This is a genomic window from Terribacillus saccharophilus (assembly GCF_002272075.1).
Classification (GTDB): Bacteria; Bacillota; Bacilli; order Bacillales; family Amphibacillaceae; genus Terribacillus; species Terribacillus saccharophilus_A.
The window spans coordinates 310,187-336,623 of sequence record NZ_NPBJ01000003.1 but is presented as its reverse complement, the minus strand read 5'-3'; the positions used below and the strand labels follow the sequence as shown (position 1 = coordinate 336,623).

The 26,437-nt window shown below is 44.4% G+C and carries 24 protein-coding genes and 2 pseudogenes; all 26 read right to left on the bottom strand.

Annotated elements, in window-relative coordinates; genetic code table 11:
* A complete protein-coding gene (locus CHH48_RS02370; protein WP_095217734.1) occupies positions 1 to 393 on the bottom strand; it encodes a MerR family transcriptional regulator in 393 nt (130 codons plus the stop codon).
* A gap of 97 nt (positions 394 to 490) precedes the next feature.
* Positions 491 to 1,744, bottom strand: coding sequence for a methionine gamma-lyase family protein (locus CHH48_RS02365; RefSeq protein WP_095217733.1), 1,254 nt, complete (start codon positions 1,742 to 1,744; stop codon positions 491 to 493).
* Positions 1,741 to 2,982 carry a GTPase HflX gene (gene hflX, locus CHH48_RS02360; protein ID WP_095217732.1) on the bottom strand — a complete coding sequence of 414 codons (1,242 nt, stop codon included), beginning with the start codon at positions 2,980 to 2,982 and terminating at the stop codon, positions 1,741 to 1,743. The genes CHH48_RS02365 and hflX overlap by 4 nt, the downstream gene beginning before the upstream one ends.
* 180 nt (positions 2,983 to 3,162) lie before the next feature.
* On the bottom strand, positions 3,163 to 4,308 hold the full coding sequence (locus tag CHH48_RS02355; RefSeq protein ID WP_095217731.1) for a Ger(x)C family spore germination protein: 1,146 nt from the start codon (positions 4,306 to 4,308) through the stop codon (positions 3,163 to 3,165).
* Positions 4,283 to 5,395: a GerAB/ArcD/ProY family transporter gene (locus CHH48_RS02350; RefSeq protein ID WP_095217730.1), complete on the bottom strand. Its 1,113-nt coding sequence runs from the start codon at positions 5,393 to 5,395 to the stop codon at positions 4,283 to 4,285. Before CHH48_RS02350 ends, CHH48_RS02355 begins: the two co-directional genes overlap by 26 nt.
* 12 nt (positions 5,396 to 5,407) lie before the next feature.
* Positions 5,408 to 7,045, bottom strand: coding sequence for a spore germination protein (locus CHH48_RS02345; protein WP_095217729.1), 1,638 nt, complete (start codon positions 7,043 to 7,045; stop codon positions 5,408 to 5,410).
* 139 nt (positions 7,046 to 7,184) lie between these two features.
* Positions 7,185 to 8,105 (bottom strand): AAA family ATPase, encoded by a 921-nt coding sequence (locus CHH48_RS02340; RefSeq protein WP_141230043.1) that lies wholly within the window; start codon positions 8,103 to 8,105, stop codon positions 7,185 to 7,187.
* Between the two features lie 142 nt (positions 8,106 to 8,247).
* A complete protein-coding gene (gene hfq, locus CHH48_RS02335; protein WP_038560416.1) occupies positions 8,248 to 8,481 on the bottom strand; it encodes an RNA chaperone Hfq in 234 nt (77 codons plus the stop codon).
* 41 nt (positions 8,482 to 8,522) lie between these two features.
* On the bottom strand, positions 8,523 to 9,452 hold the full coding sequence (gene miaA / locus CHH48_RS02330; protein ID WP_095217728.1) for a tRNA (adenosine(37)-N6)-dimethylallyltransferase MiaA: 930 nt from the start codon (positions 9,450 to 9,452) through the stop codon (positions 8,523 to 8,525).
* 85 nt (positions 9,453 to 9,537) lie between these two features.
* Complete coding sequence (locus CHH48_RS02325; protein ID WP_095217727.1) at positions 9,538 to 9,993, bottom strand: Dps family protein; 456 nt, start codon at positions 9,991 to 9,993, stop codon at positions 9,538 to 9,540.
* 36 nt (positions 9,994 to 10,029) lie between these two features.
* A complete protein-coding gene (locus CHH48_RS19715) occupies positions 10,030 to 10,167 on the bottom strand; it encodes a peptidoglycan-binding domain-containing protein (RefSeq protein ID WP_255212158.1) in 138 nt (45 codons plus the stop codon).
* Positions 10,168 to 10,257: 90 nt separating this feature from the next.
* Positions 10,258 to 10,653 (bottom strand): annotated as a pseudogene (locus CHH48_RS19710) (M23 family metallopeptidase); the annotation flags it as partial.
* A gap of 110 nt (positions 10,654 to 10,763) precedes the next feature.
* Positions 10,764 to 12,596, bottom strand: a complete 1,833-nt coding sequence (gene mutL / locus CHH48_RS02315) for a DNA mismatch repair endonuclease MutL (RefSeq protein ID WP_095217726.1) — start codon at positions 12,594 to 12,596, stop codon at positions 10,764 to 10,766.
* A gap of 12 nt (positions 12,597 to 12,608) precedes the next feature.
* The gene (mutS, locus tag CHH48_RS02310) at positions 12,609 to 15,203 is read right to left on the bottom strand and encodes a DNA mismatch repair protein MutS (protein ID WP_095217725.1); all 2,595 of its coding nucleotides are present in this window, start codon (positions 15,201 to 15,203) and stop codon (positions 12,609 to 12,611) included.
* A gap of 113 nt (positions 15,204 to 15,316) precedes the next feature.
* Complete coding sequence (gene cotE, locus CHH48_RS02305) at positions 15,317 to 15,892, bottom strand: outer spore coat protein CotE (RefSeq protein WP_095217724.1); 576 nt, start codon at positions 15,890 to 15,892, stop codon at positions 15,317 to 15,319.
* Positions 15,893 to 16,078: 186 nt separating this feature from the next.
* Entirely contained in the window at positions 16,079 to 16,441 is a 363-nt protein-coding gene (locus CHH48_RS02300) for a RicAFT regulatory complex protein RicA family protein (RefSeq protein WP_095217723.1), read from the bottom strand.
* Entirely contained in the window at positions 16,441 to 18,000 is a 1,560-nt protein-coding gene (gene miaB, locus CHH48_RS02295) for a tRNA (N6-isopentenyl adenosine(37)-C2)-methylthiotransferase MiaB (RefSeq protein ID WP_095217722.1), read from the bottom strand. Before miaB ends, CHH48_RS02300 begins: the two co-directional genes overlap by 1 nt.
* Positions 18,001 to 18,104: 104 nt before the next feature.
* A complete protein-coding gene (locus CHH48_RS02290) occupies positions 18,105 to 18,365 on the bottom strand; it encodes a stage V sporulation protein S (RefSeq protein WP_038560399.1) in 261 nt (86 codons plus the stop codon).
* A 156-nt stretch (positions 18,366 to 18,521) separates the two neighbouring features.
* Positions 18,522 to 19,329, bottom strand: a pseudogene (locus CHH48_RS02285) (TIGR00282 family metallophosphoesterase).
* 76 nt (positions 19,330 to 19,405) lie between these two features.
* On the bottom strand, positions 19,406 to 20,968 hold the full coding sequence (rny, locus tag CHH48_RS02280) for a ribonuclease Y (RefSeq protein ID WP_095217720.1): 1,563 nt from the start codon (positions 20,966 to 20,968) through the stop codon (positions 19,406 to 19,408).
* Between the two features lie 216 nt (positions 20,969 to 21,184).
* Positions 21,185 to 22,228 carry a recombinase RecA gene (gene recA / locus CHH48_RS02275; protein WP_095217719.1) on the bottom strand — a complete coding sequence of 348 codons (1,044 nt, stop codon included), beginning with the start codon at positions 22,226 to 22,228 and terminating at the stop codon, positions 21,185 to 21,187.
* 166 nt (positions 22,229 to 22,394) lie between these two features.
* Positions 22,395 to 23,642 carry a competence/damage-inducible protein A gene (locus CHH48_RS02270; protein WP_095217718.1) on the bottom strand — a complete coding sequence of 416 codons (1,248 nt, stop codon included), beginning with the start codon at positions 23,640 to 23,642 and terminating at the stop codon, positions 22,395 to 22,397.
* A gap of 1 nt (position 23,643) precedes the next feature.
* The gene (gene pgsA / locus CHH48_RS02265) at positions 23,644 to 24,222 is read right to left on the bottom strand and encodes a CDP-diacylglycerol--glycerol-3-phosphate 3-phosphatidyltransferase (RefSeq protein WP_095217717.1); all 579 of its coding nucleotides are present in this window, start codon (positions 24,220 to 24,222) and stop codon (positions 23,644 to 23,646) included.
* A 75-nt stretch (positions 24,223 to 24,297) separates the two neighbouring features.
* A complete protein-coding gene (locus tag CHH48_RS02260; RefSeq protein WP_176466349.1) occupies positions 24,298 to 25,221 on the bottom strand; it encodes a helix-turn-helix domain-containing protein in 924 nt (307 codons plus the stop codon).
* A 28-nt stretch (positions 25,222 to 25,249) separates the two neighbouring features.
* The gene (locus CHH48_RS02255) at positions 25,250 to 26,005 is read right to left on the bottom strand and encodes a DUF3388 domain-containing protein (RefSeq protein WP_095217715.1); all 756 of its coding nucleotides are present in this window, start codon (positions 26,003 to 26,005) and stop codon (positions 25,250 to 25,252) included.
* A gap of 163 nt (positions 26,006 to 26,168) precedes the next feature.
* Complete coding sequence (locus tag CHH48_RS02250) at positions 26,169 to 26,429, bottom strand: DUF3243 domain-containing protein (protein ID WP_095217714.1); 261 nt, start codon at positions 26,427 to 26,429, stop codon at positions 26,169 to 26,171.
* Positions 26,430 to 26,437: the final 8 nt, after the last annotated feature.

The following is a 26,437-nucleotide window of genomic DNA, read 5'->3' as shown; positions in this document are numbered from 1 at the left end:
TTAATGGAAGAATCGTGATAACTCTCCCTGACGTAACGAAGCTTTGCCCAATCGGCCGGTATCCATCAGTTCCTGACGCAGCATCTGTCTTAATGCTTTATCAGAGATCTCCGGTTCGATCGGTGTTTCAAGCATTTCTGCGGTCGGTTTTTCTCTGTACGGCAGCATTTGCTTGATTCCTGCAAGGTTGATTCCTTTATCGATCAATTCCTTGATTTCCAGCAGTCTATCCACATCGTTGAATGAGAAAAGACGCTGATTGCCTTCTGTTCTTGCTGGGAAAATCAGTCCGTTGTCTTCATAATAACGGATTTGTCTCGCTGTTAATGCAGTAAGTGATTTTACAATACCAATAGAGAACAAGGGCATAGATCGGCGATTTATGTCACTCATTTATCGTCCATCCCCTTTCCTTATGTACTCTACGTCTATTATAAACGTAGGTAATTTTAAATGTCAACACGTGTTAGCTTAGTTGACATGAAATTTTTTAGTATGCTTGATTAGTTGATATCAAGCCTTTTTCTAATAGATTCTGAGCTGCGTCCATAATAGCGAGCTTCACATGGGCATAAGTCAAGCCACCCTGGACAAAAGCTGTATACGGCGGGCGTATCGGTCCATCTGCCGTCAATTCCAGGCTAGCACCTTGAATGAAGGTTCCTGCCGCCATGATGACATCACTCTCATAGCCGGGCATCGGAGCTGCATGCGGTGTCACATGGGCGTTAACCGGTGACGCATGCTGAATCGCCTGACAGAAGGCAATCATTTGATCTGCTGAGTGGAAGTTCACTGATTGAATTAAATCAACACGCTTGCTGTCGAATTTCGGTGAAGTGGAGAATCCAAGCAACTCCAAAAATCGTGATGTAAAGATGGCTCCTTTCAACGCTTCTCCAACTACGTGTGGTGCAAGGAAGAATCCTTGGAACAGCTCCTGCAGCATCCCAAGTGATGCTCCTGTCTCCTTTCCAAGACCTGGTGCAGTCAAACGGTTGGCACACAACTCAATTAAGTCGGCTCGACCAGCAATATACCCTCCCGCACGGACAATACCGCCACCCGGGTTCTTGATAAGTGATCCTGCTATTACATCTGCACCAACATGAAGTGGTTCCTCAGTTTCAGCAAATTCCCCGTAGCAGTTATCAACAAAAATGATTGCTTCTGGATACTTCTCTTTTACGAAAGAAATCATTTCACCAATCTCTGCAACAGAAAAAGAAGGTCGGTCGGCATATCCTTTTGAACGCTGGATTGACACCACCTTCGTTTTCTCGGAAAGCTTTGCTGCCACAGCAGGATAGTCAACTGCTCCATCTTCTGTCAAATCAACAGCATCGTATGTGACACCGAAATCCTTTAACGAACCTGTATCTTCTTCTCGGTTTCCAATGACACCTTCCAGCGTGTCGTATGGCTTGCCAGTTATATATAGAAGTTGATCTCCTGGACGTAAAACGCCGAATAATGCAGTAGTTATCGCGTGTGTACCAGAAACAATCTGCGGGCGGACTAGGGCATCCTCTCCGCCGAACACTTCTGCGTATACTTGTTCAAGTGTCTCCCGTCCAAAGTCATCATAGCCATATCCTGTGGTAGGGTTGAAATGACTGTCACTAACCCGCTGGTGGCGGAAAGCATCCATCACCCGTTTCTGATTTTCTTCCACGATACGGTCTATTCTAGCGCGCTCGGAGCTTGTTTCTTCTTCTGTTCTTCTTGCTGTTTCGATTATCATGCTTCATTCTTCCCTTTCAACTGATGGAAAAGCGGATGATCCGGCAATACATAGCCACTTACTTCATAGACATCCATTTCCTCGTTGTATTCCCTTTTTGTTAAAATCGTCTCCTGTGCAAGTTTATCTAATAGACGGCCGCCAGAGGCAGGTACGATTGTATCATAAAATTCACTTGCTTCCTGGATCATCTCCTGCACTTTTTCCATTACAAGTCTGCGGTCTTCTTCTTTGAACGCAGAGATCTGGATATATGGATGTGCACTGGCAATGAAATCTTCTGTAAGTAAATCTGCTTTATTGTATACTGTCAAAATCGGTAATTGATCAGCCCCAAGTTCTGTGAGCAGTTTCAGTACAGTAGCCTGTTGCTGTTCATGATCTGGATGCGCACTATTCACCATATGGATGATGAAATCAGCTTCTGTCACTTCCTCAAGTGTTGAACGAAAAGCTGCGATAAGCGCTGTCGGAAGATCCTGGATAAATCCAACTGTATCTGTCAGTAACGCTTGAAAACCTGATGGAAGTCGCATACGGCGTGTCATCGGATCCAATGTAGCGAACAGCTGGTCTTGCTCCAGACTGTCATTTCCAGTCACCCGGTTGAAGATTGTTGATTTACCGGCATTCGTATAACCGACCAAAGCAATTTGAAAAGCCTGATTCGCTTTACGACGCTCCCTATATCGGGAACGGTGCGAGACGACAGCTTTTAGCTGCTGCTTGATTTCATCGATCCGGCGGCGAATATGCCTTCTGTCGGTTTCAAGTTTTGTCTCACCAGGTCCTCGTGTCCCGATACCAGCTCCAAGCCGGCTCATTTCTGTACCTTGTCCATACAATCTAGGCAGCAAATATTGCATCTGTGCCAATTCTACCTGCAGTTTACCTTCTCGGGTATGTGCACGTGTTGCGAATATATCAAGGATCAGCTGACTACGGTCTATGACCCGAACTCCGACCCGGTTGCTGATATTTTTCAATTGGCCTGGCGACAACTCGTCGTTGGATATGACTAGAAGCGGCTCTTCCTGCTCAACGAGCTCGGCAAGTTCCTCTAGTTTCCCTGATCCGAAATATGTACCCGGATGCAGGCGTTCCCGTTTCTGCGTGACAATTCCTGCCACTTCGCCACCTGCTGTCTTTGTTAAAGCTTCTAATTCATCGAGCGAGGATTGAAATCGCTCTAATGTTTGAGTCTGATGATGGACTGCCATCAATAATACACGTTCCATACTGTCACCCTTTCCATATGTCATTATACCCTATCATAGAAAGAAAAAGCCTTCGCATTTCTGCGAAAGCTTGAAAATCATCTTGTTAGAAATGTTGTCAGTTAACATCATATAGGAGCTATTCAGTATAACTGGCAACTTCACGCACTATTTCATTCTTATTTTTACAGGTTATTATGGTCAATCTTTTACCATATCTCCTGTGTTGATTATCTTTATCTTTGCATCATACGTCACATCTGCATCTGCAAAATACTTATCCCAATCTTTTTTCATCTCTTGATAATCCCTTGGATAACTTATCCTGAAACTGTCATGAAACTCAATAACGTCTGATTGATATTCATTTTGCAGCTTCTTCATCGTGCCTTCCATTAACTTGACTACCTTTTTTTCAGCCAAATGCTCCAGCTTCTGTATATAGCGTTCGGATAAATTATTAGATGACTGTGACCAGTCCTCAGATATCCAGCCCTGCGAGGTTACTTTTACATGAAATGTCAGTCTGCCATCCTTGTATAGTGGCTCTACCTTTGTTTTATAATGCTGCACTTCATAAATGATTGTATTATCTTTTTCATCCTTGAAATTAAGCAAGCCACCCATCCCTTTTCCAGTTAGCCAATTGATTCCTTGGACCTCGTCATCAGTCAAATAACCGACGAGTTTATTATCTTTTCCTCTTATGACACCTGCACCGTTCACTAAAATAGTATTTTTCTCTTTAGTTACATTCGGCAATACAAAACTGACATGTGAGGATAAATTGGCAGCAATATCGCCGACACGAACTGGCGGGAGCATTTTCATAGTGGATGTTTTATTGTCAAAGATGTTGCCGATGTAGCTGCTTGGTATCTCCCCTTCTATATTCGTACCCAATACGTCGCTTGCTTGCTGCTTGCTTAGCACCACAACCGGGCTTAGACGCGTCACATTATCACGTAAGATTTGGTCTAGCAAAATGGAAAGATCGTATCTCGCTGCCGTTTCTTGATTGATTACGATAGATGCCAGATGATCCGTATAAACTGGATAAGGCAGCTGCAGGGATATACTGCGCAGGATATCATGCAGGGAATTTCCCTCCACGGTAATGTCTTGATACATTTTTCCTTGTTGAGCCCCTGCTTGCTCCCCCTTTTTCTTTGTAACAGCAATCTGCGTCGTATGCTTAATAGGAGTCTCTTCATTCTCACTGCTATCGAATCCAAAGCCAATAACAAAGGACATATCTTCAATATCTGAACTGTCCCAGCAGCCTGAGAGGAAAAGCAGCACTATAAGGCATGCAAAAATGTTACGTTTCATCTTTTGTTTCGCCATCCTGCTTCAGCCTCCTTACAAGCGCAATCAACAGAAGTAACCCAGGCACAATGAAAGAGAAGACAAAGCTAGTCCAGCCAATAATTGTTCCCATTTTTTCTAACTCATTCAAATCCTTAGGGACTAAACAAATGATATAAACCGCAGCTAAAAGTATATAGTTCGCTTTTTTATACGAAATACGCGTAAGCGTAGAAACTCCTTTTGCCGCCACATACTGACAGACAACATATGTTGTAAACATCTGAATCAGCCAAACGACTAAGAATAGCGATTCAAAACGTTCAAACAAAATACCTTCATATTCGTACTCTTGTATGAGTGCAAATGTCGGCCATTTCTGATGCTTCATCCTTTCTACTGATAGCCCTCCAGTAATGACTACTACTGCGAACAAATAAATGGAAACTGGTATGGCTAATCCGAAAAAGGCAACTTTTTTAGCATCTTTAGGATTCTGCATCATGGCAATGAATACGAGCAGGAACTCCAATCCGCTGAAAGTAAGGAATGTGGGCGTCAGACCTTTCAAGACAGGTGCTGCACCTAATCCGAGCAGTGGCCGCAAGTTATTGAATTCAAACACTTTGAATCCAAGAGCAAACACCAGTATAAAAATAATTATACAAATAGGTGTCAGCAGCTCAATCAGCCGTGCTATCGGATTGATGCCGCCTACCAACAAATACATTGCGACCCAGTACATACTAATAAGAATGACACTAATTGGCGTCTCTTCCAGCAAATAAAACTGAGTCAATTCACCCATGGAACGAATTTCAAACGAACCGATCAAAAGGGCATATCCAATAAAACAAACGCTAAGTATTGTTCCTACCCATTTACCTACAATCAGTTTATTAAATTCAAAAAAAGTAAGCCGGTTAAAGCGAAGACTTAAAGACACCATGATAAGAGCGGATAGATAACCGAAGATACCGCCTATTAGAATACATATCCACAAATCCGGCGTTCCTACTTCAATCGCCAGTGTTCTAGGCAGTGTGAAGATACCTACAGCAATCAATGTTGAGGAAAGTAATGTTATCATTTGCATTGTTGTGATTCGAGTTGTCCCCATTTTCATGTGCTGCAGCTCCTAGTATTTCTTTCTTCTGATTTGATCCTTTGGAAAATATTCAGCCGGTCGCTTTCTCATCGTAAATAAAGGCATGCGAAGGAAAAAGTCCTTCCAGTCATCTTTGCTGTAAAGTGTGCCCGGCGTTATGTACGGCACACCGAAACTCCTCAGCTTAACCGTATGGACACAAATAGCCAAGAAGAATAAACTGATTCCGTATAAACCCAGGAAAGCAGCGGAAAACATGGCAAGGAAACGGAGTACTCTTAGCGCAATACCTGCACCATACTGTGGAGAGACGAAAGAAGCGATCGCTGTCGCCGCAACCACTATGACCATAATTGGACTGACTAGTCCCGCCTGCACGGCCGCTTCCCCAATGATCAGCGCACCAACCAAACCTACAGTCTGCCCTACAGGCCTCGGAAGTCTGAGACCCGCTTCCCTCAACAATTCAATCGATACTTCCATTAGAAGTGCCTCTATAATTGTCGGAAACGGAACCCCTAATCTTGTCCCAGCTATTGCCAGCGCTAAGTCTGTAGGTATCAATCCTTGATGAAACGACACGAATGCTATATAAAAAGATGGCAGGAATACACTTAGAAAAGCTGCAACATAGCGAAGCATTCTTATAAGCGACATTGGAATCCAGCGCTCGTAATAATCCTCCGGTGACTGGAGCATCATTGAGAACGTTGTCGGCACAATGAGTGCATATGGAGTTCCGTCGAGCAATATGGCAATTCTTCCTTCCAAAATTGCCGCCATCACACGATCTGGCCTCTCTGTTGATTGTACTTGTGGAAAAATGGACAAATAATCATCCTCGATCAGCTGTTCAATATAACCTGTTTCAGCTGCATGATCTATATCCAAATTATTAATCCGGTCTTTTACTTCCTCTAAAAGCTTTTCGTTAGCGATATCCTTCAAATAAGTAACCGTCAACTGCCTTTTCGTTCTCTCTCCCACTTCAAAATCTTCGAAGGTCAAATTCGGATCGGAAGTCATTCTGCGCAGCATAGCAGTATTATCACGAAGATTTTCAATGAAACCCATCCTAGGGCCCCTTACAAGCGTTTCAGTAATCGGTTCTTCCATACCGCGTAAAATCCATTTCTTCACGCTAAGGACGAAAACTTCAGCCAATCCGTCAACTAAAAGCAGTACAGAACCAGAAAGAAGCTGCCGAATAATCTTATCTGTCTCTTTTACCACTTTCACATCACTGACCTCAATCGTGTGAAGCAGCAGATAATCCTTTATGCTTTCTGTTTTAAAAAAGTTCAGCCCTGATTTCGCTTGTTTCGCATTCAGAAGAGGATGAAGAATGGACTGTTGCAACAGATGCTGATCAACCAATCCATCAATATGCACAATACTGCAGCTGCGATTATCCATCCCTAGCTTGAATTGACGGAAAATGATATCAGAGCTGTCCCCAACAATCGCTTTTATCTGTTCTACATTTACTGATATCTTTGGTGATAGTGTAAAATCTTGAATGAAGTGCTGCTCTTTTCGTTTATGTGTCTTTTTACGAAGCTCTTTCAACTTGTTGCTTAGCACTGTAAATCCGATTGGAACAAGAACTACAACAATCGTCCCCAGCCAGACATCCGTTCTGATAAGAAATTCCAGTATATTTCCCATGATTTGCACTCCTTGCTAAGTATAGTGCCCTAGCAAGTTAGAGCTATGCACACCGCATATAACGTTATCATGGGGTTTATGCCAAAATAAAAAAGCTCAAACGCGTGCTTACACACACTTGAGCTTTTCATACACACTGTCATTCTTCTTGGTTCAAATCAGCGACAGTCACTTTCATCAGTTCCTCGGTCGACAGATGGTGGTCATGCCGCACAAGCCGAACCGCTTGCATCCGAATGGCTTTTTCAATAACATTCCGCACAAAACGGGCGTTCGAAAAATCTGCTGTACGTTTTGCTTTCTGCTGGACGATGATTTCTTTGAGCTTCCATTCTGCTTCTTTGGTCAGTTGGTACTCTTTTTCTGAAAACATTCCTTTTGCTATATCCATAAGCTGTTCAGATTTATAATCAGGGAATTCGAGTTGGATAGGAAACCGCGACCGCAACCCTGGATTCAAGCTCATGAAATGCCCCATTTCCCTGGGGTAGCCGGCAAGGATAAGTATGAAACGGTTAGAGGCGTCTTCCATATGTTTAACAAGAGTATCAATTGCTTCTTTGCCGAAGTCCTTTTCTCCGCCCCGAGCCAGGGAGTAAGCCTCGTCTATGAAAAGGATCCCACCCATGGCACGCTGGACGAGCGCCCGCGTCTTCTGAGCAGTATGCCCGATATATTCCCCGACTAAATCAGCTCTTTCCGCTTCGATAAAATGACCTTTATCCAACACGTTCATGTCGTGGAAGACGGATGCAAGCTTGCGGGCTACCGTCGTTTTTCCAGTACCGGGATTGCCTTCAAACAGCATATGAAGCACTTGTTTTTCTTGTTTTAACCCTGCTGCTTCCCGTTTCCCGCTGATATGGACATTTGCATAAATTTCTTTGATTGTTTTTTTGAGCTTTTCCATCCCGATGAAGGCGGAGAATTCCTGATCGATATGACGGAATGGGTCGAGATCGCGTTTGACAGTTCCACTTTGCAGCTGTTCTGTCTCCTGCTGTCTGTTTTTCAGGACGATATTGATTTTCCCTTTTGCATTCGTAACTTGAGCTTCCACATGATCACCCCTCACTGCTGTAGTCTACGCTCAAGACGGGTAGGCCGTGACAAATGCCCAATGGTCTTTTTCTACTTTATTCAGCAACCACGCGCTTTACAACCACAAAACAAAACGAGCGCCATATGGCGCTCGCTCCGATTTAACTCTGTTCTTTATAATCCAGCGATACATTCTTCACTGGGGAGAATGTGGAAATCGCATGTTTGAAGATTAATTGCTGTCTACCTTCCGTTTCGAACAATACAGTGAAATTGTCAAAAGCCTTCACCGTTCCACGGATTTGGAAGCCATTCGTCAGGAAGACTGTGACTTGCATACGTTCTTTGCGTAGCTGATTCAGATATTGATCTTGAATATTAACAGATTGAGACATCTATTCCCCTCCTAATTTCTATACGGTTCCTATTTCTACCTTTATTCCAGCTTTCCTGCAAGTTCTTCTAAAATAATTCTAAATTTTTCATTTTTTGTCGCAGGAGTGATTGCATACCAGTCCACATGCATCTTATTGCGGAACCAGGTATATTGCCGTTTGGCATATCGCCTGCTGTTCTGCTTCAACTGGTCAACCGTATCTTCCCAGTCCATTTTCCCTTCCAGATAAGGGATAAACTCCTTATAGCCGATTGCTCGCATAGATTGGGTATCTTGAACCCCACTTTCTACCAGACGCTTGACTTCTTCCAGCAAGCCTTCTGCAAGCATTTTATCAACCCGCAGATTTATCTGCTCATAAAGAAGATCCCGGTCCATATCTAACCCTATCATCGTTGTGTCATAACGAGCATCTGGCTCTGTTTCTTCGTGATCACTCATTCTTTTCCCAGTACGATGGAATATTTCCAACGCCCGGATGACGCGACGGACATTATTAGGATGGATGCGCTCTGCTTGTACTGGATCCACTGCCTGCAGCTGTTTGTGCAAATGCACTGGGCCATGGGTTTGGGCCTCCTGCTCCAGCTTCCGCTGATAGCTGTCGTCTCGTTTCGCTTCTGAAAAATCATAAGCATAAAGAGCTGCCTGTATGTATAAGCCGGTCCCGCCTGCAATAATAGGCAGTTTTCCTCGGCTTGCAATATCTTGAACACAAGCCTCTACATCGACTTGAAAATCAGCAGCTGAATAATTTTCATCCGGATCACGAATATCAATCAAATGGTGCGGAATTCCTTGCTGTTCTTCTTTAGTTACTTTTGCGGTTCCAATATCCATGCTTCTGTAAATCTGCATGGAATCTCCGCTGATCACTTCTCCACCATATCTCTTGGCGATCTCGATACTCAGCTGTGTCTTGCCGACACCTGTAGGTCCGACAATGACGATTACTTTCTGCTTGTCCATGTCATTCTCCTTCTTTAACATGTCATTAGTTTAGCATAACACTGCAAAGAAAGATAAACGAAAAGCCGTGCGGGCTACGCACAGCTTATCGATCGGCATCAATTAGATATTTCGACAAGCGGATCGCCTCGTATTCCAGCCTGCCAAGTATATCAACAAGCAATCCAGCGGTCGCATCATCTTCCTGCCTTTTCGCAAGTGGTATTCCGGTAATTTTGATCTCTTGTGCAAGCTGACTGTAATCATGACGCATTGTCTTGACTACCTCATAATCTTCATCATCGGCCTGGGCTTCCTTTATAGTGGCTTCCTGCAGGAATTTGCTCATAACCGCAATTGGTCTGCCGCCGATGGAAAGCACTCGTTTACCTAAGCATTTCTTTATATCATCCAGCTGTTCGTGTAAATCCTCGGTATATTGCTCAATTACATAGCCGTATGGACCTTTCGCATACCAATGGTAACGCTGCAGTTTCACGTGTAATACACTTATATTTGCTATCTGCTGGTTAAGAAAGTCTATGAGATGTTGATTTTGCATAGCTAACGCCTCCTCTGGCTGTCAGCATGCCCAAAATCAGAACAGTCTATTCCACGTTTCCGGCCCGACAATTCCATCCACACCAAGTCCATTGTTACGCTGGAAATTGATGACCGCCTGCCTTGTATTCGGTCCGAATATCCCATCTGCCGTTACACCTAGCGTGCGTTGGATACGTCGGACATTTTCTCCACGGGATCCCGTCCGGATATAGCTGCCTGGGTATCGGACACTAGTAGTCTGCTGCGCATTGTTAGCTGTTGTTCCGATATAATTGAGCGGGTTGACCGCATTTGATTTTTCTGCATTCCATCTGCCTCGATGCAATTCAAAATGCAGATGCTGACCAGTGGAATCACCTGTGCTGCCCATATAGCCAATGAATTGCCCTTGTCTGACAGTATCACCTACACGAACTTGCCTGGATCCGGACCGCATGTGAGCATAAACTGTTTCATATGTCTGACCATTTAGCTGATGCACAATAAAGACAACTTCACCATAAGATGTAGATACATAAGACCTGCTGACAGATCCTGCCGCTGCTGCGACAATACGAACTGTACCAGATTGAGCCCAGTCGACACCATTATGACTCGATCTCGCACCTAGGAAACCATTTGTCAGTCTGCCTGTAGTTGGTTTGATGAATAATGCCATACATATACTCCTCCCTGTCATTTTTCGGGTTACAGGATAGTATAATCGAGACACTTTCCAGTCGAAGCGGTGAACACCTAGACAAGCAAAAAAGGCGCAGTTGCCTGCGCCTATTGTACTCGTTTGAAGAGCTTCTCCAATTCATAGGAAGTAAAACGGATAATAATCGGCCGCCCATGCGGACAAGTGAACGGATCTTGTGATGTGCGGAGCTCTTCCAATAGATGAAACATATCGTCATAATTTAGATGATGGTTCGCTTTTATAGATCTCTTGCAGGACATCATGATAGCTGCTTCTTCCCGTAATTTTCGAATGTCCACTTTACTTTCCTGCATCACTTGTTCGACGATTTCCCGTATGATCTCCTCTTCAAAGCCTTTGGGGAACCATTGCGGATGGGAACGTACAATATACGTATGACCGCCAAATGATTCGAAAAACAATCCGACCGCCTCTAGCTCAGTCTTATGTTGTTCGACAATCAGTGATTCTTGTTGAGTGAAATCAAACGTAAGCGGAATGAGCAGCTCTTGCAGCTCCTTTTCCACTTCTCCGATTTTTTCTCGGTAATACTCATATTTAATCCGTTCCTGAGCAGCATGCTGATCGATGAGAAAAAGACCTTCTTCATTTTCAGCAAGAATATAAGTGCCATGATGCTGACCGATCGGATACATCGCCGGTACCGCATACTCCGGCTCGTTTTCTTTCTCGGTTGATACATACTCAGGCTCTTGGACTATTTCAAAAGATGAATCATTGATTATCTCAGGTTCCGTATCCGGTTGCTTCTCCTCAATGATAGGAGGAGCGGTTTCTTTCACCTTGTCAAAGAACCATTGCTCCTGTTGTACTTCCGGCTCCTTAGCTGGTTTACTTTCAAAGAAAGAGAAGCTTTGCTGTTCACTTTTTTCTTGTATCTTCTTCTGTTTAGGTGCGACAGCTTCTGGAATGAGCCGCTGCTGGCGAAGTGCTTTTGAGACAAGCTGCTCTACAGCATCAAATAATTCCTTTTCTTTGCTGAAACGAACTTCCAGCTTAGCTGGATGCACATTGACGTCCACTAAGACTGGATCCATCTCGATAGTTATGACGGCGAGCGGAAATCTGCCAATAGGCAGGAGTGTATGGTACGCCTGCATGACTGCTTTCGCCAAGACAGGATTTCGAATGTATCTGCCATTGACGATAAACGATACATACTGACGGGACGCACGATTTATTTCTGGTTTGGCCGCAAATACTTCCAGCTTGTAATCCAATGTTTCATGTGATGCTTTGACCATTTTCTTTGCCACCGAGTTACCGTAAATCTGAGCAGCAATCTGAAGCATATCTCCTCGGCCAGATGACTGGAACATCGGTTTGTCATTATGAGTCAGTTCAAAACGTATTTCCGGGTGAGCAAGTGAAAGCCGGTTAATCACTTCTGATACGTGGCCAAGCTCGGTATGAATTGTTTTCATATACTTCAGCCGAGCCGGCGTATTAAAGAACAAATGCCGTACCGTCATCTCGGTTCCTTTACGAGCATCGCATTTGCCTCTTTCTTTGATTGAACCGCCTGCCATCACAAGCTTCACACCAGCATTCTCACCTGTGCTCGTCTTGATTTCCAGCTGGCTTACCGCTGCAATACTGGCTAATGCTTCCCCTCTAAACCCAAGTGTGCGGACATGAAACAAATCATGCTCATTACGGATCTTGCTTGTAGCGTGGCGGAAAAATGCCCGCTCCACATCATCCGACTCCATACCATCACCATTGTCGACAATTTTGATTTCGGTCAGCCCCGCTTCCTGTACCGCCACCTTAATGACCGTACTTCCGGCATCAATACTGTTTTCAACCAGTTCCTTGACGACCGAGGCCGGTCGCTCGACCACTTCACCTGCTGCAATCTTATTCGCTAAATCATCCGGCATCAATTGAATCGCCATATGGGAACCTCCTTACTTTTTCGTTGCCATTTGCTGCAATTTATATAATAGATTCATTGCTTCAAGCGGTGTTTGCTCCATCAAATTAATTGATGCAAGCTCCGCTATCACTTTATCGGCCTTATTGTCTTGCTTCGTTTTTTTCTTTTCCGGTTCAGGCTCTGTGAAGAACGATAGCTGAATGTCATCCTCCACTTGCATTGCCGGTTTGGATACAGATGGCTTTTCTCCCTGCCCCTCCAGCTCGTGGAGAATATGAGAAGCACGCTGAATAAGACTCTCTGGCAACTTAGCCAATTTTGCCACATGAATGCCGTAGCTTTCATCTGCCGCTCCTTCACGGATTTGGTGAAGGAAGACCACATTGCCATCATGTTCTTCTGCTCGGACGTGGATATTCCGGAGTTTGTCCAGGTTCTCGTCAAGACTAGTAAGCTCATGATAATGGGTAGAGAATAAAGTCTTCGCATGGATATTGTTATGAACATATTCAATGATGGCTTGTGCCAGTGCCATTCCATCGTATGTGCTAGTTCCTCTGCCGATCTCATCCAGCAGGATAAGACTTCTGTCAGTGGCATGCTCCAATGCATGTCTCGACTCCAGCATTTCAACCATAAAGGTACTCTGGCCGGAAACAAGATCGTCCGCTGCACCGATACGGGTGAAAATTTGATCAAACAATGGCAAATCAGCAGCTTCACACGGAACGAAACATCCTATTTGCGCCATGATGCTTGTCAAAGCCACTTGGCGCATATACGTACTTTTACCGCTCATATTCGGACCGGTAATCAGCAAGATATCAGCATCATTGCCCATATTCACATCATTTGGTACAAACTGCCCTGTTTTCATCACTTTTTCTATGACAGGATGTCGTCCTTCTGTAATTGCAACAGACCTATCTATATTGAATGTTGGACGAGCATACCGCTGCTTTTCACTCACTTCCGCAAAGCTTTGCAGCACATCCAGTTGGCTGATTTGGTCTGCAAGCAACTGAAGAGCGGGGATGTACGTTTTGACATGATCCCGAATTTCCATGAACAAGTTATATTCAAGTTCTACGCTTTTTTCCTGCGCTTCCAAAATAAGTGCTTCTTTTTCCTTCAATTCTGGTGTGATAAAACGCTCTGCATTGCTGAGCGTTTGTTTGCGCTCGTATTTCCCTTCAGGCAGCAGCTGAAGATTCGCCCGTGTCACCTCGATATAGTACCCGAACACTTTATTAAAGCCGACTTTAAGCGATTTGATACCAGTCTCCTCGCGCTCCCGCTGTTCCAGAGCCGCGATCCACTGTTTTCCGTTTCTTGAAGCATCTCGATACGTATCAAGCTGTTCATGGAAACCGTCCTTCAAGATGCCACCGTCACGGACACCAATCGGCGCATCTTCATGCAGACTTTTCTCGAGATATTCGCTAAGTTCTGGCAGTGGATTAAGCTCTCTGCCCATCCGCTGTACTTCTTCTTCCTCAAAGCCTGACAAGACCTGCTTCAATTCAGGCAGTTTCTCAAGTGTCCGTTTCAGCTGCAGAAGATCCCTGGCATTGACATTTCCAAAGGCGACCCTTCCGGAAAGACGTTCTATATCATAAACAGATTGTAAATGCTGTCGGATTGTATCACGTTCGAAGAAGTGATCAAGAAAAGCTTGGACTAAATCCTGGCGCATTGTGATCGCTTCTTTTTGAAGAAGCGGACGTTCCAGCCATTTCTTCAGCATCCGCGCTCCCATTGCCGTTACTGTGTCATCAAGCACCCATAGAAGGCTCCCATGCTTGCCTTTCTTCAGAATCGTCTCTGTCAGCTCTAAATTGCGCTTTGAATACATATCCAGCGTCATGAAATGTTTAAGCTCCATCACTTGAAGCGGCTTTAAATGATCCAAACCTCGCTTTTGAGTTCTTTCTACATAGTTTAACAGCATGCTGAAGCAATCTAGCAATCTTGGATCTGTCACATCACCAGTAAGTTTTTCCAGTGACGCGCTCGTACTGCTGCTATTTTGGTATGATAATGTGACACCAAGGCGAATCTGTAAAGCTTCTTGCAACTGCTGATCCAGCTCTTCACTAATGACGATTTCCCGCACTGGCTGGTTGTATAGCTCGCTTAAAAGACTATCAAATCCACCTTCAAGTAATGCAGCTCGATTTTCACCCGTTGAAAGGTCATGATAAACAAGACTGTATGTACGATCATTGTTTTCATGTACAGCTGCCAGGTAATTATTCTCCTTTTCATCCAGCATACCGTTTTCCATGACGGTCCCCGGTGTGATTAGCTGGACTACTTCCCGTTTTACAACCCCTTTGGCTGTCTTCGGATCCTCTACTTGTTCACAGATAGCTACCTTGTAGCCGCGCGAAACTAGTGTTCTTATATAATTATCAGCCGAATGATACGGAACACCGCACATTGGCACTTTCTCCTCAACACCCGCATTCTTGCTTGTTAAAGTGATTTCCAATTCCTTCGTCGCTTTCAGGGCATCATCAAAGAACATCTCATAGAAATCCCCAAGCCGGAAGAAAAGGAATGCATCCTTATAGTCGGCTTTAATTCTTAAATATTGCTGCATCATCGGTGTGTAACCTTCCATTTTCCTACTCCCCTGTTTCATTGCAATTAGCCCTATTATAACACAGGTATTTTCTATGTTTCTTCTGCAGTGTCATTCTGAATAATACAAAAAACGAGAGCATCAGCTCTCGTTCAGTCTTCATGGTCATCCTTTTTATCCAAAAAGTCAGGATCTACATCTTTAAAATCATCTTCAGTAAGCTCATAATCCCAATCTTCTTCCATTTCTTCCACTACACAGCCATCAGGATCTACTTTCACACAAAGCTTCGTTTCACCGATAACTTCAACAAGGAATTCTTTCTCTACTTCGACGAAAATCTTCTGTCCGTGCTGTACGATCTTGCATTCCAGGCAGTTAGGCTGTTGGATTGCTTTCGCATAAACCTCGAATTCGTCATCAAGGCAGTTCTCGTCTTTGATGCTTAATTTGATTAGTTCCTTATACTCTACTTTCTCCGAAACAACGTGCGTTTTCGTATTGTCATTATACGAATACCAAACGTTGGTTTCATAGGAACCGACTACTTCTACACCTTTATCACCTTTCTTTTTTGCGTGATAGCGGTGGTTGATGATCCAGCAGCCAAGGATGCTGGATGGTTTGTGGTCCGGACGGATATGATCGATATTCTTGCTAAATTTACGTCCACGGCCAATGACCGCTTTCGTGATGATCTCACGGTAACTCTGCTCTAGAAAACCCATCTTGCAAAAACCTCCTCTTTTTACATAGTCATGTTATGCGGTGTGTTCACCTATGGTGTCAGAAAAAATACATTCCCTCACCACAACTGGACGCTCCTTCATTCTATGCATGTGCCTAAGAAGAGGTTATAGAAAACTTGCCGACTGGCGTGCCTCAGAGGAATAATGACAAAAAAAGTAACGGACCTATTCGTCCGTTTCCTCATCCTGAAAAACCGTCTGCTGGATGTTTTGGGAAATGCTCTGCAGAATATGGTTCGTGATAACCTGTGATTCTTTGAATTCCTGGACCACAGGGATGCTGTCGATCTTTTCTTGCAGCTCATCGATTTCCTTTTCCATTTGCTGCTGAGCTTCGCGTTTGCCATAAGCCTGCAAATTGACAGCCTGCTTTTGCTTCATTTTAATTTGATTAATATATGTTTGCACCTTTTTGTTCTCATTAAGCTTCGCTTCCAGCTGATGAAAATGTTCGATCTCATCCAGATTGCTCATGTCATCAGCCAAAGCTTCCGCTTGCTTGAGAATATCTTCGGTGGAATTATTCATTATAAGTGTACCTCCGCTGTTGTTTCTGCTAATTCACCATCAAGCGACCATGTTTTCGCTTGTTTTATCCGAACCGGGATAATTTTGCCGACCACCGATTTTGGTCCGCGGAAATTGACTAGCTTGTTCTTTTCGGTATAACCGGCCAGCACGTCGGGGTTCCGTTTGCTTTCCCCTTCGACTAGTACATGCACGATCTTGCCTTCATAAGCATGCATGGATGCTGCTGCATGTTCATCTACCACTCTATTCAAACGCTGCAGGCGCTCCCGTTTCACTTCCATAGGGACATTATCCTCCCATTTGGCTGCAGGTGTCCCTTCACGTGGAGAATAGATATACGTATATGCTGCCTCAAACCCGACTTCCTCTACAAGCGTTAATGTCTCCTGAAACTGTTCCTCGGTCTCATTCGGAAAACCGACTATGATATCCGTCGTAAGTGTCACATTTGGTATAGAACGTCTGATTTTCTTTACCAGAGTCAGATATTCTTCCCTCGTATAGCGTCGAGCCATTACCCTGAGTATGTCACTGCTGCCTGATTGTACAGGCAAATGTATATGATCGAGAAGATTTCCGCCTTGGGCAAGTACCTCTATTAGTTTATCATCAAAGTCCCTTGGATGGGAAGTCGTGAAACGCACACGCGGTATTGCTATCTTCCTGATTTCATTCATCAGGTCCCCAAGGCTAAAATCAAGATCTAGCAAATCCTTACCATATGCATTTACATTTTGCCCAAGCAGTGTAATCTCCTGATAGCCTTGAGCCGCCAGTTGACGCACTTCATGGATAATGTCCTCCGGACGCCGGCTCCGTTCCTTACCGCGCGTGTATGGGACGATACAATATGTGCAGAACTTATCACAGCCATACATGATGTTGACCCATGCCTTTATCTTGCCTTTTCGTGCTTTTGGAAGATTTTCTATGACATCGCCTTCCTTGGACCATACCTCCAGAACCATTTCCTTGCTGTATTGCGCTTCTTTCAAGAGCTGTGGAAGTCGGTGGATATTGTGTGTCCCGAAAATCAAATCAATATGATGATGCTTCTTCAATATCCGGTTTACTACTGCTTCTTCCTGTGACATGCAGCCACATACACCGATAATTAAATCCGGCTTCTCCAGCTTCAATGGTTTCAGATGGCCAATCTCTCCGAAAACTTTATTCTCAGCATTTTCTCGAATGGCACAAGTATTGAGAAGAATTACATCTGCCTCGTTTGTCTCTGTTGTCGGAGAATATCCCATCTCCATAAACAATCCAGCCATCACTTCTGTATCATGTTCATTCATTTGGCAGCCGTATGTACGGATAAGGAACTTCTTGCCGCGACCGGCTTCCTGCATTTCTGGCGGAATCGTGAAATCATAATGGAACTGAACATCTTCCCTGCGTCGTTTCTTTGCCTGCTTCAAATTCGGCGGCTGGTACGTCGTCTGAAAATATTTTGCGAAATCAGCTGTGGTTTTCTCATGAAGCGGCTTCTCCACTTCTCTCGTCTGTTCTGCAGCAATCAAACTCACGGATTTACGCTGTTCCTCATTCACTTGTTCCTTCTCCCCCATTCATTGCTCACTATTTTCTACATTATACCAATGCATACTGTAGTGTCCAAGTATTGGAAATAAAAAAGCCCCGCCTTAGGCGGGACTTATCTTGGTTCTATAATCAATTTAATGGCAGTCCGTTCTTCGTTGTCGATCATTATATCCGTAAATGCCGGAATACAAATTAAATCTACACCACTCGGTGCCACAAAGCCACGCGCGATGGCGACAGCTTTCACTGATTGATTGAGTGCTCCTGCTCCGATTGCCTGTATCTCCGCTGAGCCACGTTCCCTTAATACGTTCGCAAGTGCGCCTGCTACTGAGTTTGGATTGGATTTCGCTGAAACTTTTAGTATATCCATCACTGGTACCTCCTTCGTTTACTGGACTACTTTCCTTTTTACTATATTTCTGCAAGATAGTAGATATGCCCATTTCGGGCGATGTCTGAAAAAAGTGGTACAACCTGTCCTGGTTCATATCTGTAAACAAAAGACCTAGTGGGTGAGCAGCAAGGATCAATCCATATACGGGTGGTCATCATTGATAAGGATGCGTTTGATGGAAGAAGCCTTCCCCGTTTGCGGATCCAGATCGATTACTACTCCATTTAATTGTGCTTTACCCTTTTTTGGTACTTCAAAACGTACTGGGAGACCGGTAAGGAATCTTTTAATGACTGCTTCCCGCTCCATCCCGAGAATCGCTTCATACGGACCGGTCATACCTGCATCCGAAATATATGCTGTACCAGACGCTAATATCCGTTCATCAGCTGTCTGCGTATGTGTGTGGGTGCCAACAACAGCACTGACACGTCCATCGACATACCAGCCAAAAGCCTGCTTCTCGCTAGTCGCCTCTCCGTGAAAATCAATGAAAATCAATGAAAATCAAATTCGTCCGTTTACGCGCCTCTTCGATGAGACGGTCAGCTTCCCGGAACGGATCGTCTGCAGGCATCATGAATGTACGTGCTAACAGGTTTATGATAGCAACCTCATATTGATTCACTTTCACATAAATGATTCCCTTACCAGGTGTACCTGGAGGAAGATTCGATGGACGGACAAGGTATTTGGCATCATCGATGAATTCAAAGATATCCCGTTTATCCCATGTATGGTTGCCCATCGTAATTGCTTGTGCACCCCATTCGAGGAACTGTTTGTAAATCCGTTCATTAATTCCTTTACCATCAGCGCTATTCTCTCCATTAATGATTGTAAGCTGCGGTTGATAACGCTGCTTCAAACGCGGTAAATATTCCTGTACCATCTGACGTCCGGGCTCGCCGACAACATCTCCGATAAATAATAACTTCATAATCAAATCCCTTTCTCTATCTCAACTTGTAGTAGGTATAGTTTAACATTAAAAAAAGCGGCACAGGGCCGCTTTCTTATTTTGCATATTCAACTGCGCGCGTTTCACGGATGACCGTGACTTTAATATGTCCCGGATAATCCAACTCGCTTTCAATGCGTTTCCGGATATCTCGTGCGACCTTGATGGATTCCAAGTCGTTGATTTCATCCGGTTTAACCATGATACGGATCTCACGTCCAGCCTGAATTGCGAAGGATTTCTCCACGCCTTGGAAGGATTCTGAAATCTCCTCCAGTTTCTCCAGACGCTTGATGTAGTTTTCCAGTGTCTCACTTCTCGCTCCCGGACGGGCTGCGGAAAGGGCATCTGCTGCAGCGACAAGCACTGCAATAACCGATGTTGCTTCCTCATCCCCGTGGTGGGAAGCGATGCTGTTGATGACGACCGGATGCTCTTTGTATTTCATTGCGAGTTCTTTCCCGATTTCAACGTGGCTGCCTTCGACTTCGTGGTCGATTGCTTTACCGATGTCATGCAGGAGCCCTGCACGTCTTGCCAAGGTAACGTCCTCGCCAAGCTCAGCAGCAAGCAAACCAGCTAGGTAAGCAACTTCTGTCGAGTGCTTCAATACGTTCTGGCCGTAACTTGTGCGATACTTCAATCTTCCCAGTATCTTAACAAGATCCGGATGCAAGCCGTGTACCCCAACTTCGAAAGTCGTCTCCTCACCTATCTCGCGAATATACTCATCCACTTCACGTCTGGATTTCTCCACCATTTCCTCGATACGAGCTGGGTGGATTCGTCCATCTTGTACAAGTTTCTCGAGTGCGATTCGTGCGATCTCACGACGGACAGGATCAAAACCGGACAGGATGACCGCTTCAGGTGTATCATCAATGATCAGATCAATTCCCGTAAGCGTTTCTAACGTACGTATGTTACGGCCTTCCCGTCCGATAATGCGTCCTTTCATCTCGTCATTCGGCAAGTTCACGACTGATACAGTCGTTTCCGCAACGTGATCGGCTGCGCAGCGCTGAAGTGCAAGGGAAAGAATGCTCTTCGCTTTCTTATCGGCCTCATCTTTGGCACGATGTTCCGCATCTTTGATCATGACAGCTGCATCGAAGGCAACTTCCTTCTCGACTTTGTCCAGCACGATTTGACGTGCTTCATCAGACGTATAGCCGGAAATTCGCTCCAATTCGAGCTGCTGTTCTTTCACCAAGACTTCCACTTTGCTTTCTAATTCTTCAATTTGTTGTTGTTTTTCAGCTAATATTTGTTCCTTTTTCTCTAACGTAATTTCACGCTTATCAAGCGTATCGCTTTTACGGTCCAGATTCTCTTCTTTCTGCATCAGACGATTTTCCTGTTTCTGCAGTTCAAGACGACGCTCACGTAATTCCTGCTCCGTCTGCTGACGCAGCTGGAAGTTCTCATCCTTCGCTTCGAGAAGTGCTTCCTTCTTAGACGTTTCCGCATTGCGATGTCCTTCTTCTACTATTTGCTTCGCCAATTCCTCCGCACTGGAGATCTTTTTCTCAGCAATAGATTTGCGAACAAGATAACCAACAACACCACCGACGATCAGAGCAAGCAAAATGGAGATGATTAGGTAAAATAGTTCCATGATTTCACCTCCCCTGCTATAAAATTGTACAAACATGTCTGTCGGCATGCACAATGTTTTTCATAAAAAAACTATGGTAACCTTTGAGAAGTATAATAAAAATAAAATTATACAAATTAATTTTAATCCTGTGTTCGCATGTTGTCAAGAAAACATGGAAAGTACTAGCAGATTAGCCTATATAAAAAGCCTTCGGGTGTAACCGAAGGCTTAGTCTTACATATCCAATGATTCCTGTTCTTCTGACTGCGCTTCTTCTGGCAGCTTCTTATCTGCATCGAGGTTATAGTGGTCACGTACAGTTATTTGAATTGTTGTAGCAATTTCCGGATTCTCTTTCAAGAACTGCTTCGCATTTTCACGTCCTTGACCAAGACGCTCCTCATTATAAGAGTACCAAGCACCGCTTTTCTGAACGATATCCAAGTCGCTGGCGATGTCGATGAGTTCCCCTTCTCTGGAGATCCCTTCTCCGTACATAATATCGACTTCCGCTTGTTTGAAAGGCGGAGCTACTTTGTTTTTCACTACTTTGATTCTCGTTTTGTTACCGACCATGTCATTACCTTGTTTAAGTGTCTCTGCACGGCGTACTTCCAAACGTACAGAAGAATAGAACTTAAGTGCGCGTCCACCAGGTGTCGTTTCCGGGTTACCGAACATAACGCCGACTTTCTCACGGATCTGGTTGATGAAGATAGCAGTCGTTTTAGACTTGTTTATTGCTCCAGACAATTTACGAAGTGCCTGAGACATAAGACGAGCCTGCAAACCAACGTGGGCATCTCCCATCTCCCCTTCGATCTCTGCTTTTGGTACAAGGGCAGCTACCGAATCGACAACAACGATGTCAACCGCTCCGCTTCGCACAAGCGCCTCGGCGATTTCCAATGCTTGTTCTCCAGTATCTGGCTGAGAAAGTAAAAGTTCGTCAATATTGACGCCAAGCTTCTGTGCATAAACAGGATCAAGCGCGTGCTCTGCATCAATGAACGCTGCTTGTCCGCCGTTGCGCTGTGCTTCTGCAATTGCGTGCAAGGCAACAGTTGTCTTACCAGAAGATTCCGGACCATAAATCTCGATAACACGGCCTTTAGGATATCCACCTACACCAAGCGCGATATCAAGGGCAAGAGAGCCGCTGGATACAGTAGAAACCTTCTGTTCTGCTCTTTCACCTAGTTTCATAATGGAACCTTTACCGAATTGTTTCTCTATTTGTCTCAAAGCCATATCAAGGGCTTGTTTACGTTCACTCAAATGTATTTCCTCCTTTGGATTATCTATTTCTATTTTAACTTGTTTTTTGAGATATAACAAGCAAAAAGCGAATAAATGTTCCCTTTTTTTATTTCTCCCGAACACACCAATAAAGACAATTCATCCAGGCAAAAAGAGCATTTATTCGCTTCAAACATTCGTTAAATCATGATTTTAAATAATGGAACAACATATCAAAGCCTTTCTTCACCGCTTGCGCCCGTACACCTTGACGCGAGCTCCGAATGGACAGCTCTGTAGTTCGTGTCTGTTTGCCTTTTTCATGAAGGCTGATAAAGACAGTTCCAGGCTCTTTGCCTTCTGAACTATCCGGGCCGGCAACACCGGTGAAACTGATACCAATATCGGCACCAGTAAGCTGCACCGCATTCTCGGCCATCTCAATGGCACATTGCTCACTGACAGTGCCTTGATTCTGGATCGTTTCTTCCTTCACACCAAGCACGTGCTGTTTCATACTAGGTGCATACGTAACGAAACTTCCAAGAAATACCTCGGAAGCGCCACTCAAGGAAACGAGTGCATCTGCGAACAGTCCGCCTGTCAGGCTTTCTGCACTGGCCAGTGTAAACTGCCGTTGCTTCAGCAGTTCGAACACTTGCTGCTGAACAGATGTTTCATCATAGCCATAAAAGTATTGACCGACGCGCTCCATCACTTCTTTTTCAACAACATCAATCAAACGGTCTGCTTCATCCTTCGTTTCTGCACGGGCAGTAAGCCTTACAGCAACTTCCCCTTCAGAGGCATATGTTGCGATTGTTGGATTTTCCTGTACCTGAATCAAATCCAGCAAGTCCGTTTCCAGCTGCGATTCCCCGATTCCGATGAAATGAAGCAGGCGGGACTGCAAAACAGATTGAAGCTGGTATTTCTCTCGCACGTGAGGCAGAACATGATCAGACATAATCTGCTTCATTTCACGAGGGACACCCGGCATAAACGCCCACACCACACCATCATGCTCTACCAGCATGCCTGGTGCCATACCAACTGTATTCTCCAGCACTTTTGCGCCGTCAAAAACACGGGCTTGCTTATGGTTGTTCGGAGACATTGTGCGGCCTCGTTTAACGAAGAACTCTTTGATCCGATCCATAGAAACCTTGTCTTCATGCATTTCAAGGCCAGATATGAGCTGAAAGGCTTCTCTTGTCAAGTCATCCTCAGTCGGGCCGAGGCCGCCGGTTACAAGTACAAGGTCTGCATCGCGCTGTGCTTTTGCAAAGGACGATTGCACACGAGCAAGATTATCGCCTACTACATGATGATAGAATACGTTAATTCCATGATCAGCAAGCTGCTTGGAAATATATTGTGCGTTCGTATTGTTAATTTGACCGATGAGAATTTCCGTTCCTACAGCTATCACTTCTGCATTGATTTGCTTCATTTTATTTCGACTCCTTCATGACACTCCAGTTTCTTACAAAGTAGTCGACTCCGGAAACAATCGTCAGAATCAGTGCAAGATACAGGCAAATCGTTGCAAACGGGAAACCGAGATACGAAAATGGCCAATTGTGCAGCAGCAATGCGCTGATAGCGACAATCTGAACCGCCGTTTTTTGCTTACCCATTTTACCTGCTGCCATTACCAGACCTGCACCTGCGGCAACAAGACGCAATCCGGTAACAGCAAATTCACGACTGATGATGATGATCGTAATCCAAGCCGGCGCTAAATCTAATTGTACCAGTAAAATAAGCGCAGCTGAAACAAGTAGCTTATCAGCTAGCGGATCAAGAAATTTACCAAGATTCGTTACTAAATTATATTTACGGGCATAGTAACCATCTACCCAGTCGGTACATGATGCAATGATGAATAAAATCGCCCCAGCTAAATGGTTCACTGGGAGTGTTGTGTCACCGATATCGAGAGTTCCCCAATCGAATGGAACTGCCAGCAGGATGATAAAGATCGGTATCAGGAAAATTCGGGATAAAGTAATTTTATTAGGTATATTCATGTCTGCCTCCTATGTATGTACAGATAAACATAAGTTAAACCCTTTCCATAGACGTAAAGGGTTTAACTTGTATCATTATTTCTTAATATTTACTGTAATGGTCTGAACATCATTATCAATCGGGAATGTCAGTTCCTGACCATTGATTTCCAGTTTTGTTGCTCTTGCAAAACCTGTCTTGATGGAGACTGTCTCCAAATCACTTACATCCTGCTCAACAGCTTCACTGCCGTCAGCGATTGTCCCAGTATAGACATTGCCAGCATTATTGCCGTCACCGACTTGCAGCCATGCATCTCCATCTTGTGCAGAAAGTTTCAATGTTACTTCATCACCAGCGTTCTCCAGTGTATATGTTGTCACCGGATTGCTGGCAGTGCCTTCTTCGTCCACAGAAAGTTTAGGTTCTGTTTGCTCCTCTTCCTGCTGTGCTTCCTCTTCTTCAGCTGCTTCATTCGCTTGCTCCTCAGATTCAGCAGACTGATCAGCTGTGTCATTGCCGGATTCCTGCTCACTTTCCGGAGAGGTTACTTGATCTTCATTTTGCTGCTGATTGGCGGAATTATTTTCATTGTTATTATTAGTTCCACCTGCGTAAATGAAGACGACTACAATAATGGCAGCCAATACAATTAGTCCAATGATGATGGAAGATAGATAAGGAATGCCTTTGCGTTCCTTGCGAGGAGGTCTGTCATTTTCCCGAACGCGACTGCGTTCCTGACGGGAAGGTGCCTCACTCTCTTCCTGAACCGGAACAGCTGCCGGTGTTTCCTGCTGCTGTTGTTTCGGTTCAAGTACTTCATCTGGATTTAGTCCTACTGTCTGCGCATATTCTTTGATGAAAGCACGCGTGTAAAATTCACCAGGCATAACACTGTGGTTATTCTCTTCGATTGCTTTCAAATAACGCTTCTGAATTTTGGTGCGCTGTTGTACATCCTCCAACGTCATTCCCTTGGACTCTCTTGCCTCCCGAAGCTTTGCACCAATGTCCATTAATACCACCATCCATCTTTATTATTGCTTAAATCTGTCTGAATTCCGGTTCATAGATAATTTTTTCATCATCATGATTCCGAAGTTCAATAATATAATCGAAATGATCCAATGTAAACTCCGTATCCCGGATAAATATATCTGGATGTTCGATTACCTTTGCTACAGGGAGCCGCATCACTTCACGCACAAGCTCCCAATGACGCTCACTCGCGCGGCTAGTCGACACAATACCGTCGATGATAAAGAGGTTGTCCTCATTGTATTCATCCTGCAGCAGCTGATTCCTGGCAGTTTGCTTCAGAAGGGTGCTGGAGACGAATAGCCAGCGCTTATTTGCACTGACACTAGCAGCGACGATTGATTCTGTTTTCCCGACACGAGGCATCCCACGTATTCCTATTACCTTAGAGCCTTCCTGTTTAAACAATTCTGCCATGAAATCGACCAGAAGTCCGATTTCACTCCGGACAAAACGGAATGTCTTTTTATCATCCACATCCCTATGTATATACCTTCCGTGCCTGACAGCAAGCCGATCTCGAAGTTTCGGCTCCCTGGACTTTGTGATATGCACATGTTCCATCGTCCGCAGAATGGAATGGAGTCGGATGATCTGTAATTCCTTTTCTGCCGAAAGCAGCATACCGCGCCGTTGATTCTCCACTCCATTGATCGTCTTGATGTTGATGGATAACATACCGAGCAAAGAAGAGATGTCTCCTAACAATCCAGGCCGGTTGTGCTGAATCTCATATTCCAAATACCATTCCAATGTTTCCATAGAAAAGCCCCTTTACAGGAAAATAGCGTCTTACATAACGAAAACCTATTCTTACTATAAAGGAAAACGATAGATTAGAAAAGCCATAACAGGCTTATGAGAAGCTATAAAGAAAACCTGCTTCTTTAAAAAGAAGCAGGCTTGAATGAAGTTGGCCGCTTATTTAGCGTGTATGGCCATTGTCTTGGACAAGCTTTACCATAATGTTGGCGATAGCTTGTTTCTCATCCTGAGACGCGACAGTCCAAAGATCACGAAGAATTTTCTCTTCTGTGTTCTTTGCATCGACTTTCGTCGCAAGATAATCACCGATTTCATATGCAATGCCTGAGACGGTTTCATTCTCCATCCCTTTGCCTTGCGCTTGATGTAGGCGATCACCTAGGAAGTCTTTCCAAGAATCGAAATTATCAAGAACTGACATGGTGTATT

Excerpts from the sequence above, each read along its gene's own strand:
- hfq (WP_038560416.1), bottom strand. The coding sequence starts at position 8,481 with ATGTCTCAATCTGTTAATATTCAAGATCAATATCTGAATCAGCTACGC.
- cotE (WP_095217724.1), bottom strand. The coding sequence starts at position 15,892 with ATGGGTTTTCTAGAGCAGAGTTACCGTGAGATCATCACGAAAGCGGTC.
- hflX (WP_095217732.1), bottom strand. The coding sequence starts at position 2,982 with ATGGAACGTGTATTATTGATGGCAGTCCATCATCAGACTCAAACATTA.
- CHH48_RS02355 (WP_095217731.1), bottom strand. The coding sequence starts at position 4,308 with ATGGCGAAACAAAAGATGAAACGTAACATTTTTGCATGCCTTATAGTG.
- mutL (WP_095217726.1), bottom strand. The coding sequence starts at position 12,596 with ATGGCGATTCAATTGATGCCGGATGATTTAGCGAATAAGATTGCAGCA.
- CHH48_RS02260 (WP_176466349.1), bottom strand. The coding sequence starts at position 25,221 with ATGGACATTGGTGCAAAGCTTCGGGAGGCAAGAGAGTCCAAGGGAATG.
- CHH48_RS02365 (WP_095217733.1), bottom strand. The coding sequence starts at position 1,744 with ATGATAATCGAAACAGCAAGAAGAACAGAAGAAGAAACAAGCTCCGAG.
- pgsA (WP_095217717.1), bottom strand. The coding sequence starts at position 24,222 with ATGAATATACCTAATAAAATTACTTTATCCCGAATTTTCCTGATACCG.
- rny (WP_095217720.1), bottom strand. The coding sequence starts at position 20,968 with ATGGAACTATTTTACCTAATCATCTCCATTTTGCTTGCTCTGATCGTC.
- CHH48_RS02290 (WP_038560399.1), bottom strand. The coding sequence starts at position 18,365 with ATGGATATACTAAAAGTTTCAGCGAAATCCAATCCAAACTCAGTAGCA.
- CHH48_RS02250 (WP_095217714.1), bottom strand. The coding sequence starts at position 26,429 with ATGTCAGTTCTTGATAATTTCGATTCTTGGAAAGACTTCCTAGGTGAT.
- mutS (WP_095217725.1), bottom strand. The coding sequence starts at position 15,203 with ATGGAAGGTTACACACCGATGATGCAGCAATATTTAAGAATTAAAGCC.
- CHH48_RS02345 (WP_095217729.1), bottom strand. The coding sequence starts at position 7,045 with ATGGGAAATATACTGGAATTTCTTATCAGAACGGATGTCTGGCTGGGG.
- miaA (WP_095217728.1), bottom strand. The coding sequence starts at position 9,452 with ATGGACAAGCAGAAAGTAATCGTCATTGTCGGACCTACAGGTGTCGGC.
- CHH48_RS02370 (WP_095217734.1), bottom strand. The coding sequence starts at position 393 with ATGAGTGACATAAATCGCCGATCTATGCCCTTGTTCTCTATTGGTATT.
- CHH48_RS02255 (WP_095217715.1), bottom strand. The coding sequence starts at position 26,005 with ATGGAAACATTGGAATGGTATTTGGAATATGAGATTCAGCACAACCGG.
- CHH48_RS02325 (WP_095217727.1), bottom strand. The coding sequence starts at position 9,993 with ATGCAAAATCAACATCTCATAGACTTTCTTAACCAGCAGATAGCAAAT.
- CHH48_RS02350 (WP_095217730.1), bottom strand. The coding sequence starts at position 5,395 with ATGAAAATGGGGACAACTCGAATCACAACAATGCAAATGATAACATTA.
- CHH48_RS02300 (WP_095217723.1), bottom strand. The coding sequence starts at position 16,441 with ATGAATAATTCCACCGAAGATATTCTCAAGCAAGCGGAAGCTTTGGCT.
- CHH48_RS02270 (WP_095217718.1), bottom strand. The coding sequence starts at position 23,642 with ATGAAGCAAATCAATGCAGAAGTGATAGCTGTAGGAACGGAAATTCTC.